Below are 15,281 nucleotides of genomic sequence, written 5' to 3'. Positions count from 1 at the left end.
CGGTCACCGGACGTCTGCTTTTAGAGAGCTGGGGCCGAGGGAGAGCGGTAGCGTCGGGTGCTGTTGCCCCAGTCGTAGTTGCCGCGGATGACGGTGCGGAGCCCGTCGGTGACATACCCGGCAACGGCCTCCTGCTCTTGAGCGGTGAGCGCGAGTCCGTCGCACAGCCGGGGCAGGCCCTCTTCCAGGTGCAGGAAGGTTCGCATCCGGTCGTTGACCATGTCGCGTACGGCGCTGATGGCCTCGGGCCGAGACAGGTGGTGGCTGTGTTCGAGGAGCAGGACGCTGTTGAAGAGGAAGTCGCCCTTGCCGGCTTCCTTTTCGACTGACTGCACGTCGTTGACCAGGGTGACCACGTCCTCGGCGAGGTCGCGCATCTGTACCAGGTTCCCACCGGCGAACATGCGTGGCGGGACCTCGTAGCGGGAGATGCGTTCTGCCAGGTTGACCACGGGGCGGACACCGATCGTCAGCCGCCGCAGTTCCAGATAGACGGGAATATCCAGCACTTTTCGCCCCTGCCGGCAGGCGGCTTCGACCGCGAAGCCGGACAGGAAGTGCTCCCAGTCGCGGGCAGCACGCTCCCGCCAGGCACTGGGCATCCCCTCGGCCGACCGGCTCCACATGTCCGCGAAAGCCGCCACCATCGGGACCGACCGGTCCGCCCGACCGGGCTCGTGGAGCACCTCAATGACCCTTCTGGCCTCGTGCTCGGTCTTTTGGGGGTCCTGGCCGAGAGTGCCGTCGAAGTGGTCGTCGTAGTAGCGGAAGAACGCCATCTGGTCCATCGCCAGGTTCAATTCGTCGCCGACTGCTTGCGGATGGAACCGGCCCACGACGACGGCGGTGTCGATGGCTTTCTGGTACGCGACGGCTTCGGTGGTAGGCAGCAGCCCATGGTCTTGCATCCATGCGACATGCCGGGGGCGCGCACGGTTCACCTCTGGGCTGATCCTGGAGGGGAAGGGGATGAAGAACTCGATGTCTTGCGGCATACATCAGTCCCAGGACATGTGATGGTCTATGGGATGTGTGGCACCTGTGTGCGGGACGCCGTGCGGGTCGACCTCACTGTGACTCCAGAAGGGAATCGAAGCCGACGGCTGTCAGGTTGTCCGCTGCCCAGTACTCGGGCGGCAAACATCATCGCTTCTGTGGCGTCGGAGGGCTGGACGGAGCCGCCGGTATCGAAGACAGGCTGCACCTGCGAGGAGACGCCGTGGGCGGAGAACACCACCACCGACCCATCCGTAACCTCATCCAGCTCGCCCACGAACACCGCACCACGCGACTCCAGAACTCTTACGACATGAACGTTGTGAACGATCTGCTTCCTCACAAACACCGGACGACCAGTATCGGCATGGCGTTCCAACAGAGCCTCAAACACCTCAATCGCACGCTCCACCCCTGCGCACATCGACCGCGGCGACGCCAGCATTACCGTGCGGGAACGCCCCCCGCCCAGGCATCCATGGCCACCGGTACGGCCTGGCCCGCCTCCAGCAGCCCGGACCCGGCCAGCGCATCCGCCGCCAGCACCACCGCAGGGCCCGGGTCGCAAGAACCATCAGACCGACTCAGGAAAATCGCGCGGGGCAGAGGCCACCACGGCGTGGAAAGTGCTGGGTGTCCCCATGGACGGCAGCGTCACCGGGCCGGAACGCACCAGGCACGCCGTGCGGGCGAAGGGTCCTTCAAGCAACGGGGTCGACAGGCACAGCACGAGCGTGCCGCCGGGGTGCCGGATCTCGGTGGCCACCCGTACCTCACTCGCACACAAAGCGGGTTGAGGGGGAACGGACGAAAGAGTGCGGAAAGCTGAATGAATCATGACGGCCCGCTTTCAGGAGGTGCAGTTGCAGGTCCTGCTCAGATCCGGATCACAGAGCCAAAGCTCTCACCACCAAGCCCTACCAGAACCGGCCCCGCCGGCCCGACAGGAGCGAACCGGCCTGGCACAGTCGGCACCCCCTCCCGGCGAGGCAGCCCGCGCCCGGACAGCCGCACCGCAACGCCCGGTACCCCGGACACAACGGCCACAGTAACCACCTCACGACAAGATCCGAAAACACCGACCCGCCACGGCTGCGGACACCCCGGCATCAATGGGGTGACAGACAGGTCCGGTAAGGGGCCTGCGTACCGGACACCCGCACACAGGCACGCGGGCTTCCCACCGGCACGGCAGAAGCAGGAAGGAACAGGAACCAGGTCACCACCCTCCACTCAATAGTTGGGCCATATACCCCCGCTCGGAGAAGGCGCACACCCCCAGCGCTGTAAAGTCATACAAACGCCAGCCGCACGCCCGCCCGTGCTGGAAGCGGCCACGCTGCGGTCACGGGTGGGCACGAGGGTGCCGTCGACGATGTAGACGGTGTCCTTGCGTGGCCGTCGTGCCGGCGAGATGGCCGGCAAGGGCGCCAGGTGATCGAGGCTGTGGTCGGCCGCAGACTTCGAGGCCCCGAACAACGGTGCCACCTGCCGCAACTCGGTCGACACTGTTCCATCCGCCCTGCTCCGCCTGACTGGGTGTGGTGCCTATGAGTCGGGGCCAGGGGCGGTTTCTCAGTTCCTGAGGGAGGGGGCGAGGTCGTTGCGGAGTGCTTGGGCGGTGTGGGAGGTGGGGTGGTGCAGCAGTTGGTTGGGGGTGCCGGTGAAGACGAGTTGGCCGCCGTGGCGGCCTCCTTCTGGGCCCATGTCGATGATCCAGTCGGCTCGTTTGATGAGGTCGAGGTTGTGTTCGATGACGATGACGGTATTGCCGTCGTCGACGAGCCGGTCGAGCAGGCGCTGAAGGATTTCGATGTCGGCCATGTGCAGGCCGGTGGTGGGTTCGTCCAGGACGTAGATGGTGCTGGTACGGCCGAGCTGGCCGGCGAGTTTGAGGCGCTGAAGTTCGCCGCCGGAGAGGGTGGAGACGGGCTGGCCGAGGGTGAGGTAGCCGAGGCCGACCTCAATCAGGGTTTCGAGGGGGCTGCGGATCTTCTTCTCGGCAGGTGCGGTGAAGAAGTCCACGGCCTGCTGGGCTGTCATTGCCAGGACGTCAACGATGGTGCGGCCGTGCAGGGTGTGGGCGAGGGCCTGGTCGTTGTAGCGGGTGCCTTGGCAGGTTTCGCAGGTGGTGGTGACGGGGTCGGCGAAGGCCATGTCGGCGGTGATGGTGCCTTTGCCGCCGCAGGCGGGGCAGGCACCGGTGGAGTTGAAGCTGAACAGGCCAGGCTTGGCGCCGCCGGCCTGGGCGAAAACGATGCGGATGGCGTCCATGACTCCCACCCAGGTGACGGGCGTGGAGCGCGAGGAAGACCCGATGCCCTGCTGGTCGATGAAGACCGCCTCGGGATGCTGGGCGCGCAGTACGTTGCTGATGAGGGTGGATTTGCCGGAGCCGGCCACGCCGGTGACGGCGGTCAGAACGCGGGTGGGGATCTCGACGCTGACGTTCTTGAGGTTGTGCAGATGCGCCTTGGTGATCTTCAGTTTGCCGGTGGAGGTGCGCACATCGGTCTTGAGCGGGACGGCGGCATCGAGGTGGCGGCCAGTGGGGGTCTTGGCGCGGCGCAGTTGCGCCGCGGTGCCCTCGAAGATGACCTGTCCGCCGTGGGTGCCGGCGCCGGGGCCCATGTCGATGATGTGGTCGGCGCGGGTGATCACGTCGCGGTCGTGCTCGACGATCAGGAGAGTGTTGCCCTGGTCGCGGAGCTGGGTGAGCAGGTCGTTGACGCGGTGGACGTCGCGCGGGTGCAGGCCGGTGGAGGGTTCGTCGAAAATGTAGGTCATGCCGGTGAGGCTGGAGCCGAGGTTGCGCACGATTTTCAGGCGTTGGGCCTCGCCACCGGAGAGGGTGCCGGTCTCCCGGCCGAGGTGGAGGTAGCCCAGTCCGATCTGTTCGATGCGCTCCAGGGCGTGGACGGCTGCCTGGGCGAGCGGCGTGCCGAGCGGGTGATCGACTTTGCCGAGGACGTCGATGAGGTCGGTGACTTCCATGGCCATGTGGTCGGCGATGCTGTGGCCGTTGATCTTCGTTTTCAGCGCGGCTGCGTTGAGGCGGGCACCGTGACAGGTGGGGCATTCGCCCTCGGTGGTGAACTCCTCCACCGCCTCGCGGGTGCGCTGGGAGAGCGTGGACAGGTCGCGGTTGAGGTAGAGGCGGTGGAAGCGGTCCAGGATGCCCTCGTCATCGACGCTCTTGGCCGCTCCGCCTGCCGGGGTCTTTGGGCCGCGGCCATGCAGGAGGATGTGCCACTCAGCCTTCGTGTACTTCTTCAGCTGTTTGCCGGTATTCAGCGTCCCGGAGCGGGTGAACAGGGACCACTGCACGCCGCCGACGTTGAACAGGGGGAAGCGCAGTGCCCCGCTGTCCAGGGACTGCTCCTGGTCGAAAAACCTCTCCAGATCGGGCTGGATGGTGTAGCCCAGGCCCTGGCAAGTGGGGCAGGCGCCCGTGGGGTCGTTGAAGGAATAGGCCGTCGACATGCCGGCGCTGGGCGACCCGGCGCGGGAGAACAGCAACCGGATCAGAGAGGCGATGTCCGTGATGGTGCCCACCGTGGAGCGTGATCCGCCGCCCAGCGGCTTCTGGTCGACCACAATCGCCGGGGAAAGGTCCTCAATGAGGTCGGCTTCGGGTTTCTCGTACTTCGGCAGCCGGTTGCGGACGAAGAAGGGAAACGTTTCGTTCAACTGCCGCTGCGACTCCACCGCGATGGTGTCGAAGACGATGGAGGATTTACCGGAGCCGGACACCCCGGTGAAGACAGTGATGACACCCTTGGGGACGCGCAGCGAAACATCCTGGAGGTTATGGACGCGGGCGCCGGTGATGACGATCTCGCCGTGCGCAGATGTCTTACGGGACATGGTGGTGCTTTCTGGCTGGCTGGGGGCGTGCGGGCGGGGTGCGGCCTGGGGCCCTGTTGCCACGCGGTCGGGACCGGGTGGCAACAGGGACAGGGCTGGACGGTCAGGTGGCGGGGTTGACCTGCTGGTCGATCTTGCAGGTCAGCTCCAGTGCGGCCAGAGCGCTGGCCGGGCTGATCTCGTTGTCGGCCTCACCGCGCAGCACGGCCAGCACATGGTCGATCATCGCCGTGTACTGGTCAGCGGCGGGTAGCTCCACCTCGTGGGCCCCCTCGTCGCTGTAGGCGGTGAGAGTGCCGGCCGGCTTGCCGTCGTAGCCCATGGCCGAGACCCACTCAAGGACGCCGTGGGCGAAGGCGGCGGTGTAGCCGCTGCGGGCACCCCACGGCTTGGGCCGCAGTGAGGAGACCGAGCTGCGGGCGATCGCGCCGTCGAAGGCCAGGGTGGCCTCGAGGGCGCCGGCGTCCGCGTCGCGTCCCACCGCGGTGACGTGTACCTGGTCCGGTGTGCCGAGGGCCCGGGTGATCAGGTCCAGTTCGCTGTGCATGGCCTCCATCGGCAGCGCCTTCAGCCCGAGCGAAGCGCCCGGCCACAACAGAGCGACCGCGTTCCAGCAGGTCAGTTCCTGGAGTCGGCCGTAGGTACCCTCGCCTACGGCGTCGCTGAGGGCCTGGTTGGCGGGGATGAACCGCTCGAACATGTCCACGAACACGTGCCGGTCGCTCGACTCGGCGGCGGCCACGATCGTGCGGCCCTCCTCCAGGGAACCGGCCATGGGCAGTTCGGTCAGAACGTGCTTGCCGGCCTCCAGGGCGCGCGCAGCACCATCGGCGCATGCAGCGCGATGGGCAGACAGACATCGACCAAGTCGAAGGAGGGGTCGGTGAAGGCGGCGTCCAGGTCAGTGCTGGCGGCGAACCCGAACTGTCCGGCGGCCTGTGCGGTCTTGTCCGCGTCGCGGCCGAACATCACCACCTCGACATCGTCGCGAGCGGCGTAGACGGCGGCGTGCGCCTGGCCGAAGTTGGTTCCCAACAGGGCGATCTTCACGAGGGATCGGTTCCTTTCAATGAGCGGGGACGGTGTGCCGGGCCGGGCAGGGCAGTGCGCCTGTGCCTCCGGCGTGCGGCCCGGCCAACTCCTGCGGTCAGGAGGGTTGGGCCTGGCTGATGCACAGCGGCTGGCCGGAGGGGTCCAGCAGGACCGTCCAGTGCTCGCCACCGGGCTGGAAGTCGGGCTTGTTCGCCCCGAGTTCCAGCAGCCGCTTCTCGGCGGCGGCCACATCGGGAAAGGCCAGGTCCATGTGGAAGGGCAGCTCCTGCTGCGGCCAGGCGGGCGCGGTGAAGGAGCTGGAGGTCCAGAAGACGTACATCGCGTTGCCGACGGTGACGGGGAAGGCGACCTCGTTGCCGTGCTCGTCGGGGTAGGGCTCGCCGACCTCGCTGCCCAGTGCGGCGGCGTAGAACTCGGCGAGCCGGCGCCCGTCGTCGGCCCAGATCGCGTACGAGATCACCGAGCCGCTGAGAGTGCCGGTGGAGGGGGTGGTGCTCATGGGGATGCATCCTTTCCGTGTTCCCGCCGCCGACGGGTATCGAGGCCGCAGAGCGTGCAGTCGATGTCGGCGGACCGGGCGGCGCAGGGGGCGCCGGCCGCGGTCCGCTTCCTGCAGGGGTCAGACGTCGGTGGTCTGGGCGGGCGGGGAGAACAGCCCGAAGCGGTTGCCGCGCGGATCGAGGAGGCGGGAGTAGACCAGCCCGTCGGGGGTGGTATCGGGCCCGTACTCGACGCGGGCGCCCGCCTGCTGTGCTGCGGTGGTGGTGGCGACGACATCGGGGACCAGAAAGCAGGGCATCATATAGTCGGCCCCGGCCCCCTCGGTGCTGTCGCCGCTGTGGTCCCACAGGCCGCCGGACGGCCACTCGGCTGAGGGGCCGAAGATGCTGAAGTACGGCTTGCCGCCGGCCGTCTCGTCCTTCTCGATGCGCCAGCCGAACGCGCTGGCATAGAAGTCGGTGGTGGCCTGGAGGTCGGTGGTGCCGATCTCGAACCAGGCCATCGCGCCGGGCTGCGGCGCGGCCGCGGCCTGCTGCATGTGCTCCTCGGTCGCCTGCGCCCGCTCGGCGAGCTGGGCCGACTCGCCACGGGAGAACAGGGACAAGACGTTCCCGCGTGGATCCTTCAGACGGGCGAAGACCGTCACCTCGCCGACCGCCGTGGCCGGGACCACGATCTGCGCGCCGAGCGCGGTGAGCTTGTCGACATCGGCGTGCACGTCGGCGGACAGGACAGAGAGGTTCAGGGTCTCACCGCCGGTGTCGCCCTGCTGGATGGCGCCCATCGGCCAGGGTGCGCCCGGGGCGAGGATGCGGGTGTAGGTGCGGCCGTCGACCGAGGAGTCCGGGTCGACCTCGAAACTCCAGCCGAGGAGAGGGCCGTAGAAGTCGGTGACGGCCTTCGGGTCGGTGGTGCCGATCTCGAACCAGACCACCTGGCCGGGAGACATGAAACCCATGATGAAAATGCCTTTCGCGGGTGCGGTACGGGGTCAAAAGGGAGCGGGAACAGGCTGTGGTGTCGAGCCTTGCCCCCCTGTGGTGCGGGTGGCCCGTGGTGCGGGCCGTTGGAGTGAGGCCGCGGTGCCGGCGGCGTATCAGCCGACCGGGACCGGCCCGGCCTCCTGCTCCCGCTCCGGGGCAGCCGCAGCCGGGGCCTTGGTGCCGGCGGTGCGGGGCAGAGCGAACAGGACGGCGGACGCGGCGGTGAAGGAGCCGGCGACGTACCACAGGGAACCGGCGAAGGCGTGCGGCATCTGCTGCGCCTGGGCGGTGGGGCTGCCGGGCCCGAGCCGGCCGAAGAAGACGACCGAAGACAGAGCCACACCGACAGCCTGGCCGAGCTGCATGGTGGTGTTGGTCAGCCCGGAGTCGGAGCCGGCGTGCTCGTGGGGAACCTCGGAGAGGATCACGTCGGTCAGCGGAGCGATGATCATCCCCATGCCCAGGCCCATCGGGATCAGCGGCAGCATCGTCTGCCACACGGCGATCTCCGTGCCGTAGTGACCGGCCAGGCCGACGAACAGCACCATGCCCGCCGCGGCCAGCAGCCCGCCGGCCTGCAGCACCCGGCGGCCGAAGCGCGGCACCAGCCGCTGCATGGACAGCCCGGCGCCGGCCATCATGGCCGCCGACAGCGGCATCCCCGACAGCCCCGCCTTCAGCGGCGAAAAGCCCAGCCCCAGTTGCAGGTAGAGCGTCCAGGCCAGGAAGAACACTCCCGAGGCCAGGCCGAACAGCAGCTGCACACCCTGCCCGCCGGCGAAGCTGCGCCGCCAGAAGAGCGACAGCACCACCAGTGGCGACCCGCCGCGCCGCGCCAGGCGCCGCTCCCAGGCCACGAACGCGCCCAGAACCGGTACGGAGGCAGCCATCGACCCGTACGTCCAGACCTGCCAGCCCAGCTCCCGGCCCTGCGTCAGCGGCAGGACCAGCGCCAGCAGGCCCGCCGTGGCCAGCACCACCCCCACCAGGTCCAGGCGGGCGGCCCGCTCGGCCTTCGACTCGCCGATCAGCAGGGCCCCGGCGGCCAGTCCGGCGATGCCCAGCGGCAGGTTGACCAGGAAAACCGGCCGCCAGCCGAGGCCGAACAGGTCCCCCTCGATGAGCAGGGCGCCGACCAGGGGCCCGGCGAGGGTGCCCAGGGCCATGACCGAGCCGTAGATCCCGAAGACCTTGCCGCGCTCCCGCTCGGGGAAGGTGACATGGATGATGGAGAGCACCTGCGGCACCATCAGCGCCGCCATCGCGCCCTGCGCGATCCGCCCGGCCAGCAGGAGCTCCGGGCTCCCGGCGAGGCCGCACACCAGCGAGGTGAGCGTGAAGCCGACCACCCCCAGCAGGAAGACCTTCTTGCGGCCGAACAGGTCGCCCAGTCGGCCGCCGGTGATCAGCCCCAACGCGAACGCCAGCGCGTACCCGCCGGTGATCCACTGCACCTGCGCCGTCGACGCGCCGGTCTCGGCCTGGATGTCGGGCAAGGCGATGTGGACCACGGTCACGTCGACCGCGTCCATGAAGGAGGCGATCAGCACCACGGCCAGCGCCGCCCACCTGCGCGGATCGACCGCGTTCGAAGGAGTTCGGAGGGGTTTGTTCTCGGGCATGCCCTCACGCTAGGAGGCTTTTAGGACACCTCACGTCCGTAAAGGGCGGCCATTCTGGAAAACATGACGAGCGACCTTCCCGCACGGATGCTGCGCCTGCTGTCCCTGCTGCAGACGCGCCGCGAATGGTCCGGCACCGAACTCGCCGAACTCGCCGAACGCCTCGGCGCCACCGGCCGCACCATCCGCCGCGACATCGACCGCCTGCCCGAGCTCGGCTACCCCGTCGAAGGCACCACCGGCCACGTCGGCGACTACCGCCTCGCCTCCGGCACCGCCATGCCGCCTCTCCTGCTCGACGACGACGAAGCCACCGCCACCGCCGTCGCCCTGCGCACCGCCGCCGGCCACCTCACCGGCATGGAGGAAACCGCCCTGCGCGCCCTGGCCAATCTCGAACAGGTCCTGCCCCACCGGCTGCGCACCCAGGTCGCCGCCCTGCACCAGGCCACCGCCACCATCGACTGGAGGCAGCACGGCCCGCGCACCGACCCCGCGACCCTGGCCCTGCTGACCGCCGCCTGCCGCGACCACGAGACCGTCGCCTTCGACTACACCACCCCGCGGCGGCGCGCAGGCCCCCCGTCGCGTCGAATCCCACCACCTCATCGCCTCCGGCGGCCTGTGGTACCTCCTCGCCCACGACATCAGCACTAACGCCTGGCGCGACTACCGCCTCGACCGCGTCACCCGCCTCTCCCCCACCCGGCACCACTTCCCCCCTCGCCCCGTCCCCGGCGAAGACCCCGCCGCCTACGTCGCCGGCAAAATCGCCACCGCCCCCCGTTCGCTACCGAGCCATCGCCACGGTCCGGTAACCCGCCGAAACCATCCGCCGCCGCACCTGGGCCCTGGCCGACCGCATCCAGCCCCTCGACACCAACACCTGCACCATCGACTGCTCCAGCAACCACCTGCCCGGTTCAGGCCCACCACTCCCCCTCCGCGATCACGGTGCCCAAAGGGGAACGTCACAGGCTCGCAGAGCGGGGGCCGTGGTAGTCCCTGCTCACAGGCGGCGCCAGCGCGCCGAGGCGAAGGAGAAGACCCCGAAGAGGATCAGGCCGATCGCCACGGCGACCAGCAGCCACGGGCCCACCGGTGTGTGGGTGAAGCTGCGCAGCGTGGCGTCCACCCCCTTAGCCTCGGTCGCGTCGAAGCGGATGGCCGCGATCAGGATGAAGGTGCCGGCCGCGGCGAACACCAGGCCGCGTGCCACGCCCCCGCCTACCCCCAGGCCGGTGACCACCTGCCGGGTGTGGTCGCTCATCGCGCCCACGTCCAGTTGGCGCAGGAACTTGCGCATCGCCGCCCGTACCGCGAGCACGGCACCGATACCGATCAGGAGACAACCCCCGGCCCCCACAAGGACCTGGCCGTACGACAGCTTCAGCACCGACGCCGTCCAGTCCTTGGACTTCGCGTTGCCGCTGGAGCCCTGGCCACCACCGGCGGCGAACACCGCGGTTCCCCAGCAGACCGAGGAGTAGAAGATCGCCCGGCCGCCGTCGAGGAGTCGCGAGGATGCCTTACGCTCGGGCCCCCTGCTGAGCACTGCGCGCGAGCCCCGCCACAGCGCCATGCAGCCAAAGCCGACGACCAGCGCCCACAGCATCACCTCTCCGAAGGGCTGCTCCGCGACCTGGTCCAGCGCCCCCTGCCGGTCCGCCGACTCCCCGCCACTCCCCAGGGCCATCTGAATCGCCAGGGCTCCGATGAGGACGTACACGACACCACGTGCGACGAAGCCCGCCCGGCCCGCAGCGGTCAGCGTCTCCTCCTTGGCGGCGTGGGCGGCAGAACCCGCGCCCCCGCCCCTGTCCTGTGCTTGAGACGACGTCACGAGGTCCTCCCCACAGCTATGGGCGCGCGACGCGCGTCCTGGACCCCGAGTGCCCCCGCATGGAGGCGCGAAGCGTCGTACGCGCAGCAGCCTGTTCACCACCTGCAGGGGTACCCGGCCGGTATGCGAACCCACGAACCGCGTCCCGCCGAACGCACGAACCTCGCCCCCCTGGCCACGAAGGGCTTGACCGGCAACCGCAGCGCTCGCCGGGCCGCCTTGCGCGGCACCGGCTCCCTGGCCCTTGCCGCTGCCGCCGTCCAGGTCGCCACCAAGGTGCTCGACAAGCGCCGACCCTTGCGTATCCGCCGAGCGGGATGTCCTCGTCCCACCGCACAGCCGGCGCTGCCGCTTTCGCGACGGCCGCCACCTTGGAGAATCCCCGACTGGGAGTCGTCCTCATCCCCGTCGCGGCAGGCATCGCCGCCGCCCGCGCCCTCTCAGGCGTGCATTCGCCCGCGCGCATGCTGGTCGACACCGTGCCCGGCGGGGAGCAGCGGCGACCTGCCGCTGGTGGCCGCTGCATCGCGATCGCCACCCGCCTGCGCATCGACGGCCGGGGAACGGTAGGCGACTCCACCCGCGACGGAGAAGTCAGCCCCGCCGCCGACACCCTCGTCCTCGACAAGAGGGGCCACGCCCTCACCGTCTACCTGCCCGCTCCCCAGTGATCCTGTGCCATCAGCGGGCGGCAACGCAGTACCGGTCCGGGGCTATGCTGCGAAGCAGACACCCCGGACCCCGGCCGCGCACCGCCAGTTGGGCACGATACCGCCCCGCACGTCTCCCGGTCTCTTGAACCGAGGCGCCCCATGCACACTCCGCAGCACTCACATGACCCCGACAGCTCAGAGCCGCACGCCATGGACGCCGTGCGTCTGCGCCGGCTGAACCGCTGGCAGACCGAGGGCCTGCGAGAGGACCTCGCGGACCTGTACGTGGAATCCACCACCACTCCATCCGGCGAGGAGTTCCACGGCCGACAGGCGTTCCTGCACCGCTTGGCGCACGGCGCACAACGACCCGGCTTCGACATGCTGGTCGTCGAGGCAGAAGCACTGACCGGCTGCGCCTACGGAGTTCCCGTGGAGCGTGACGTTTCCTGGTGGCAGGGGTTCGACGTCCCCCTGCCCCAGACCCTCGAACAACTCACCGCGTCCGGACACGCCTTCGCGATCACCGAAACCCTCATCCATCCACACGAGGACGCCCCCGGACTCGCCCGCCGACTGCAGGAGCGCCTCCTCTCCGACCACCAGGCATCCCTCGGCGTCACCCTGGTCGATCAGTCCGACCACTCGGCGATATCCACCTTCACAGCCTGGGGCTGGCAGGAGGTCGGGCAGATCCGCCGACAGCCACCCGGCCCACCAGCGCTGCGCGTACTGGTCCTTCAGCTCGGAGAGCGCACGACAGAGCATCCCGACGGTCTGGCGCACAACGCCCGGACCCAGCGGCCCGAATAGCAACGCTGACCCGGACGTGGGCCAAGCGCAGATGCCGGATCCGTGTTTGCGCCCACCGGGGCGGGCTACCCGAGCAGGGCGTTCGACGGCCGGCCCGGACGAAGGCACCGGAGAGTTGGGAACACAGCTCCCGGTGCCGTCCACAGCACGCACAGGCCCTCAGCGCCGTTCGTCGAGGCGCCTTAGCGCGCCGCGCAGTTCCCGTCGCATCCGCTCGGAAAGCGGCTCGCCCTCCGCAGTGGCGACCAGGGACGCGGCCACATCCCGGAGCTTGACGTTGCAGTGCTGCGATACGTCCACCAGCAGCTCCCAGGCCCGCTCGCTGGGACACGGCGCCAGAGCCATCACCATGCCGCGCGCCTGGTCGATCACCGCGCGGCTCGACAGCGCCCTGGTCAACTGATCGTTCTCCGCACGCAGTTCGAGGATCTCGATGACGAGAGCCACATTCCGGCCGACGCCTCAGTCGTCAGGAGTCTCCGCTCTTCGCCGGGTGTGGTCGCTTGACACATGGCACCTACCTCACAGCACAGTGATGAGAGCCATGGCCTACGCCCCCATGGGCACCGCCGGCGGTCAGCGGCGGGCGAGTTGCCGCTCCCCTTCCGTACCGAGCTCGTAGGGCAGCCCGTAATGCTTGAAGAGTGCAGCCTCGTCCTCGGCGGGCAGCACGTCGTCCGTGCCGATCGAGGGGGCCGCCTTCGCCAGTGCCTTGGCATAGGTGACCTTGAGATAACCCGGACCTACGATCGCGCCGTCGAGGGGGACGAACAGCAGCCGGTGCCGGGTGGGCAGCCCGGTCCGTACCGTCGCCATGGCCGGCTCGTCGGTGCTGGTATCGACATAGACCGCTTCGAGGACACCGATCTTGTGCCCGTCGGTATCGATGACGTCCCCGCCGCGCCATTCGCGGAGATCAGCTGACTGGATCATGGATATCTCCCGTCTGGATTCAGCTGCTGGTGACGCGCGCTCGGCGCGGGTCCTCATGTCCGGCCTGCTGTGTGCAGGCGCCACAGCGCACCGCGCAGCGCATGGTCCCGGTGCTCGGGGAACGGGCTTCCCTCGCAGGTGGCGACGAGGGCGGCGGCCACCTCCCGGGGCGAGAGGAGGCCGTGCCGCGAGACATCCGCCAGCAGGACACCGGCCTGCCTGCGGGGGCATGGAACCAAGGTCATCATCACGCCGAGGGCCTGGTCGATCACCGCCCGGCCGCCCAGGGCCCGGCGCGACCGGGCGATCCCAGCGCGCAGTTCGACGACGGCCGGATCCAGAGCCGCACCGCCCCAGGCCACTTCCGCCGCCATCATCCACCGGTCCTCCTGGATCCTGACCTTCCGCTCCATGACACCTACCTCACCACGCACTGAATGCGCCCGCCCGGCAGAGCTGCCGAGGGCCCCGGGCACCGGGGGACTGAATCGGTCACCGATGATGCCGCTCGTCGCGACGGTTCTGGCGACTCCAGAGCCCCTGGCGCTGTCGCCGGTAGCGGCGGTCCCAGCGGTTCTCACGGTCGCGGTAGTTCCGGTAGTCGCGGTACTCGACGTTGCCGTCCTGGCGCCGGCTGCCCTCATGCCTCCGGCCGTAGTGCACGGCCACGAAGATAAGCACGGCCGCGGCCGCCCACCACAGGGGGTGGAAAAAGCCGAAGCCGAACAGGGCCACGATCAGGATGGCGAACAAGACGATCACGATGGGCCTCCCCGGGCGGAACGGGACCTCGCTGCCGGGGACCGGGGCCTCGCTTCGCAGCATAGTCCCGTCAAGAGACCGTGCATACCTCGCCGCGTCACCGCGTGACTACCTCACGCAGATGCACACCTGACATCTGGTCAGCGACTGCCCTATAGGACTAGCGTGCGCCGTGCCGCCCCGGCCCCCGGCTGCGCCGAACAGTCCTCGCGCTCCCCAGGGAGCGCACCGTGCGCATCGCTGCCAAAACTCGCCGCGTCACAAGCGTGGCCGCTCCCGCACCCGCCCCTCGCCACGTGATCCCGGCACGGCCTCGATGCGCTCCACGCGGGCACCGATCCCCTGCCCGCAGCGTCGCACGCATTTGACCCCAGGCGGTACGCATGTACGCGCTGATCGTTCCGGCCTCGGTCCCCTTCGTCCTGCTCGCCACCGTCATGGGCCTTGCCTGGTGGGAGGAGCACGTCCTGCCGCCGGCCGAGCCGACCGAAGCTCCCGCCGAGGCTCCGATCGCCCCGGACGTCCCGGCTGCGCTCGGCCAACCCGTCGGCTTCCAAGGGCCATTGACAAGGGGCGTCGCCGGGCGTTGACTGGCAGCACGGCGTAGGGCTATGCCGCTCCGGATCGTTCGGGCGAAGCATTCCACCTTCCCGCTTCGCCCGGACCCCGCGGAAACCAGGAACAATTGCCGCGATCTGGAGGCCCGGCGATGCTCGTCTGGATTCTTCTCCTTCTGCTGATCCTGGTGATTTTCGGGTTCGGCTTCACGATGCAGATCCTGTGGTACGTCGCGGCCGCGCTTCTGGTCCTCTGGCTCGTCGGCTTCGTGATGCGCGGGCGCGGCGGCAGGCGCCGGGCCGGCCGCAGTCACGGCTGATCCCCCCGGCGCCAGGCCCTGCCCGCGGAAATGGCGGCTTGCACGGCGATCACTCGCGGGAGCCCCACCCATCGAACGAGCAGAGGACAGCCATGAGCGTGGGACAAACGATCAGGCACAAGACACAGGCTTTCACCGGCCGGATCACGGAACGCTTCGGCAGGACCGCCGGCAACAGGCGGTTGCGGAGGCAGGACAGGACCGACCGGATCTCCGGAGGTCTCAAGCAGTCCGGCGACAAGGCCAAGGGCGCCTTCAGGCGCTGACCCCGAGCGCCCCGGTTGGTGGCCCCCCCGCGGGGGGCCCCACCCGCCCGGCCCCCCCCCGTGGTTTGGGGGAGGGGTAGCTGGTAAATGACAAAGGGCGCCCGAGGGTGAA

General features: G+C 69.2%; 19 protein-coding genes and 2 pseudogenes. 6 read left to right on the top strand and 15 right to left on the bottom strand.

Annotated elements, in window-relative coordinates; translation table 11 throughout:
• Positions 1–20: 20 nt before the first annotated feature.
• The 10 genes and pseudogenes from ABZ951_RS21510 to ABZ951_RS21465 all read right to left on the bottom strand — a co-directional run bounded on the left by ABZ951_RS21510 (position 21) and on the right by ABZ951_RS21465 (position 9,022).
• Positions 21–995: a pentalenene synthase gene (locus ABZ951_RS21510; RefSeq protein ID WP_344084024.1), complete on the bottom strand. Its 975-nt coding sequence runs from the start codon at positions 993–995 to the stop codon at positions 21–23.
• A 26-nt stretch (positions 996–1,021) separates the two neighbouring features.
• Positions 1,022–1,441, bottom strand: a complete 420-nt coding sequence (locus ABZ951_RS21505) for a hypothetical protein (RefSeq protein WP_344084021.1) — start codon at positions 1,439–1,441, stop codon at positions 1,022–1,024.
• Positions 1,442–1,570: 129 nt separating this feature from the next.
• Positions 1,571–1,762, bottom strand: a complete 192-nt coding sequence (locus ABZ951_RS21500) for a hypothetical protein (protein WP_344084018.1) — start codon at positions 1,760–1,762, stop codon at positions 1,571–1,573.
• Between the two features lie 566 nt (positions 1,763–2,328).
• Positions 2,329–2,493 (bottom strand): annotated as a pseudogene (locus tag ABZ951_RS21495) (IS5/IS1182 family transposase); the annotation flags it as partial.
• Between the two features lie 78 nt (positions 2,494–2,571).
• Positions 2,572–4,863: an excinuclease ABC subunit UvrA gene (locus tag ABZ951_RS21490; RefSeq protein WP_344084015.1), complete on the bottom strand. Its 2,292-nt coding sequence runs from the start codon at positions 4,861–4,863 to the stop codon at positions 2,572–2,574.
• A 103-nt stretch (positions 4,864–4,966) separates the two neighbouring features.
• Positions 4,967–5,638, bottom strand: a complete 672-nt coding sequence (locus tag ABZ951_RS21485; protein WP_344084012.1) for a gfo/Idh/MocA family oxidoreductase — start codon at positions 5,636–5,638, stop codon at positions 4,967–4,969.
• 11 nt (positions 5,639–5,649) lie between these two features.
• Positions 5,650–5,913 carry a Gfo/Idh/MocA family oxidoreductase gene (locus tag ABZ951_RS21480; RefSeq protein ID WP_344084009.1) on the bottom strand — a complete coding sequence of 88 codons (264 nt, stop codon included), beginning with the start codon at positions 5,911–5,913 and terminating at the stop codon, positions 5,650–5,652.
• A gap of 97 nt (positions 5,914–6,010) precedes the next feature.
• On the bottom strand, positions 6,011–6,415 hold the full coding sequence (locus ABZ951_RS21475) for a VOC family protein (RefSeq protein WP_344084006.1): 405 nt from the start codon (positions 6,413–6,415) through the stop codon (positions 6,011–6,013).
• Positions 6,416–6,535: 120 nt separating this feature from the next.
• Positions 6,536–7,366 (bottom strand): VOC family protein, encoded by an 831-nt coding sequence (locus ABZ951_RS21470; RefSeq protein ID WP_344084003.1) that lies wholly within the window; start codon positions 7,364–7,366, stop codon positions 6,536–6,538.
• Positions 7,367–7,513: 147 nt separating this feature from the next.
• On the bottom strand, positions 7,514–9,022 hold the full coding sequence (locus ABZ951_RS21465) for an MFS transporter (protein WP_344084000.1): 1,509 nt from the start codon (positions 9,020–9,022) through the stop codon (positions 7,514–7,516).
• Between the two features lie 63 nt (positions 9,023–9,085).
• Here ABZ951_RS21465 and ABZ951_RS21460 point away from each other — a divergent pair, with 63 nt between their 5' ends.
• Positions 9,086–9,679, top strand: coding sequence for an HTH domain-containing protein (locus ABZ951_RS21460; protein WP_344083997.1), 594 nt, complete (start codon positions 9,086–9,088; stop codon positions 9,677–9,679).
• A pseudogene (locus ABZ951_RS21455) lies at positions 9,630–9,737 on the top strand (WYL domain-containing protein); the annotation flags it as partial. The gene ABZ951_RS21460 and the pseudogene ABZ951_RS21455, both read left to right, overlap by 50 nt.
• Before the next feature lie 294 nt (positions 9,738–10,031).
• On the opposite strand, the gene ABZ951_RS21450 reads toward ABZ951_RS21455, so the two are convergent.
• Entirely contained in the window at positions 10,032–10,865 is an 834-nt protein-coding gene (locus ABZ951_RS21450; RefSeq protein WP_344083994.1) for a DUF1206 domain-containing protein, read from the bottom strand.
• A gap of 371 nt (positions 10,866–11,236) precedes the next feature.
• Here ABZ951_RS21450 and ABZ951_RS21445 point away from each other — a divergent pair, with 371 nt between their 5' ends.
• Together ABZ951_RS21445 and ABZ951_RS21440 are read left to right on the top strand one after the other, a co-directional pair.
• The gene (locus ABZ951_RS21445; RefSeq protein WP_344083991.1) at positions 11,237–11,536 is read left to right on the top strand and encodes a hypothetical protein; all 300 of its coding nucleotides are present in this window, start codon (positions 11,237–11,239) and stop codon (positions 11,534–11,536) included.
• 192 nt (positions 11,537–11,728) lie between these two features.
• Positions 11,729–12,331, top strand: a complete 603-nt coding sequence (locus ABZ951_RS21440; protein WP_344083988.1) for a hypothetical protein — start codon at positions 11,729–11,731, stop codon at positions 12,329–12,331.
• A gap of 159 nt (positions 12,332–12,490) precedes the next feature.
• On the opposite strand, the gene ABZ951_RS21435 is transcribed toward ABZ951_RS21440, so the two are convergent.
• The 4 genes from ABZ951_RS21435 to ABZ951_RS21420 form a co-directional block, all read right to left on the bottom strand.
• Positions 12,491–12,778 carry an ANTAR domain-containing protein gene (locus tag ABZ951_RS21435; RefSeq protein ID WP_344083985.1) on the bottom strand — a complete coding sequence of 96 codons (288 nt, stop codon included), beginning with the start codon at positions 12,776–12,778 and terminating at the stop codon, positions 12,491–12,493.
• 129 nt (positions 12,779–12,907) lie between these two features.
• Positions 12,908–13,264 carry a PRC-barrel domain-containing protein gene (locus ABZ951_RS21430; RefSeq protein WP_344083982.1) on the bottom strand — a complete coding sequence of 119 codons (357 nt, stop codon included), beginning with the start codon at positions 13,262–13,264 and terminating at the stop codon, positions 12,908–12,910.
• Positions 13,265–13,317: 53 nt separating this feature from the next.
• Entirely contained in the window at positions 13,318–13,677 is a 360-nt protein-coding gene (locus ABZ951_RS21425; protein ID WP_344083979.1) for an ANTAR domain-containing protein, read from the bottom strand.
• 79 nt (positions 13,678–13,756) lie between these two features.
• Positions 13,757–14,026, bottom strand: a complete 270-nt coding sequence (locus ABZ951_RS21420) for a hypothetical protein (RefSeq protein WP_344083977.1) — start codon at positions 14,024–14,026, stop codon at positions 13,757–13,759.
• Positions 14,027–14,409: 383 nt separating this feature from the next.
• Here ABZ951_RS21420 and ABZ951_RS21415 point away from each other — a divergent pair, with 383 nt between their 5' ends.
• Positions 14,410–14,616, top strand: a complete 207-nt coding sequence (locus ABZ951_RS21415) for a hypothetical protein (protein WP_344083974.1) — start codon at positions 14,410–14,412, stop codon at positions 14,614–14,616.
• Positions 14,617–14,735: 119 nt separating this feature from the next.
• Complete coding sequence (locus ABZ951_RS21410) at positions 14,736–14,903, top strand: hydrophobic protein (protein ID WP_344083970.1); 168 nt, start codon at positions 14,736–14,738, stop codon at positions 14,901–14,903.
• The last annotated feature ends 378 nt before the right edge of the window (positions 14,904–15,281 follow it).

Source organism: Streptomyces sp. NPDC046215, from assembly GCF_040646215.1.
Classification (GTDB): domain Bacteria; phylum Actinomycetota; class Actinomycetes; order Streptomycetales; family Streptomycetaceae; genus Streptomyces; species Streptomyces stramineus.
Note: the sequence above shows the minus strand (reverse complement) of the source record. Positions and strands in the feature narration are given on the sequence as shown.

Bases quoted from the DNA above. Each gene is read 5' to 3' on its own strand.
- ABZ951_RS21415 (WP_344083974.1), top strand. From the start codon at position 14,410: ATGTACGCGCTGATCGTTCCGGCCTCGGTCCCCTTCGTCCTGCTCGCC.
- ABZ951_RS21430 (WP_344083982.1), bottom strand. From the start codon at position 13,264: ATGATCCAGTCAGCTGATCTCCGCGAATGGCGCGGCGGGGACGTCATC.
- ABZ951_RS21505 (WP_344084021.1), bottom strand. From the start codon at position 1,441: ATGCTGGCGTCGCCGCGGTCGATGTGCGCAGGGGTGGAGCGTGCGATT.
- ABZ951_RS21425 (WP_344083979.1), bottom strand. From the start codon at position 13,677: ATGGAGCGGAAGGTCAGGATCCAGGAGGACCGGTGGATGATGGCGGCG.
- ABZ951_RS21490 (WP_344084015.1), bottom strand. From the start codon at position 4,863: ATGTCCCGTAAGACATCTGCGCACGGCGAGATCGTCATCACCGGCGCC.
- ABZ951_RS21470 (WP_344084003.1), bottom strand. From the start codon at position 7,366: ATGTCTCCCGGCCAGGTGGTCTGGTTCGAGATCGGCACCACCGACCCG.
- ABZ951_RS21485 (WP_344084012.1), bottom strand. From the start codon at position 5,638: ATGGCCGGTTCCCTGGAGGAGGGCCGCACGATCGTGGCCGCCGCCGAG.
- ABZ951_RS21475 (WP_344084006.1), bottom strand. From the start codon at position 6,415: ATGAGCACCACCCCCTCCACCGGCACTCTCAGCGGCTCGGTGATCTCG.
- ABZ951_RS21465 (WP_344084000.1), bottom strand. From the start codon at position 9,022: ATGCCCGAGAACAAACCCCTCCGAACTCCTTCGAACGCGGTCGATCCG.
- ABZ951_RS21510 (WP_344084024.1), bottom strand. From the start codon at position 995: ATGCCGCAAGACATCGAGTTCTTCATCCCCTTCCCCTCCAGGATCAGC.
- ABZ951_RS21440 (WP_344083988.1), top strand. From the start codon at position 11,729: ATGGACGCCGTGCGTCTGCGCCGGCTGAACCGCTGGCAGACCGAGGGC.
- ABZ951_RS21410 (WP_344083970.1), top strand. From the start codon at position 14,736: ATGCTCGTCTGGATTCTTCTCCTTCTGCTGATCCTGGTGATTTTCGGG.
- ABZ951_RS21460 (WP_344083997.1), top strand. From the start codon at position 9,086: ATGACGAGCGACCTTCCCGCACGGATGCTGCGCCTGCTGTCCCTGCTG.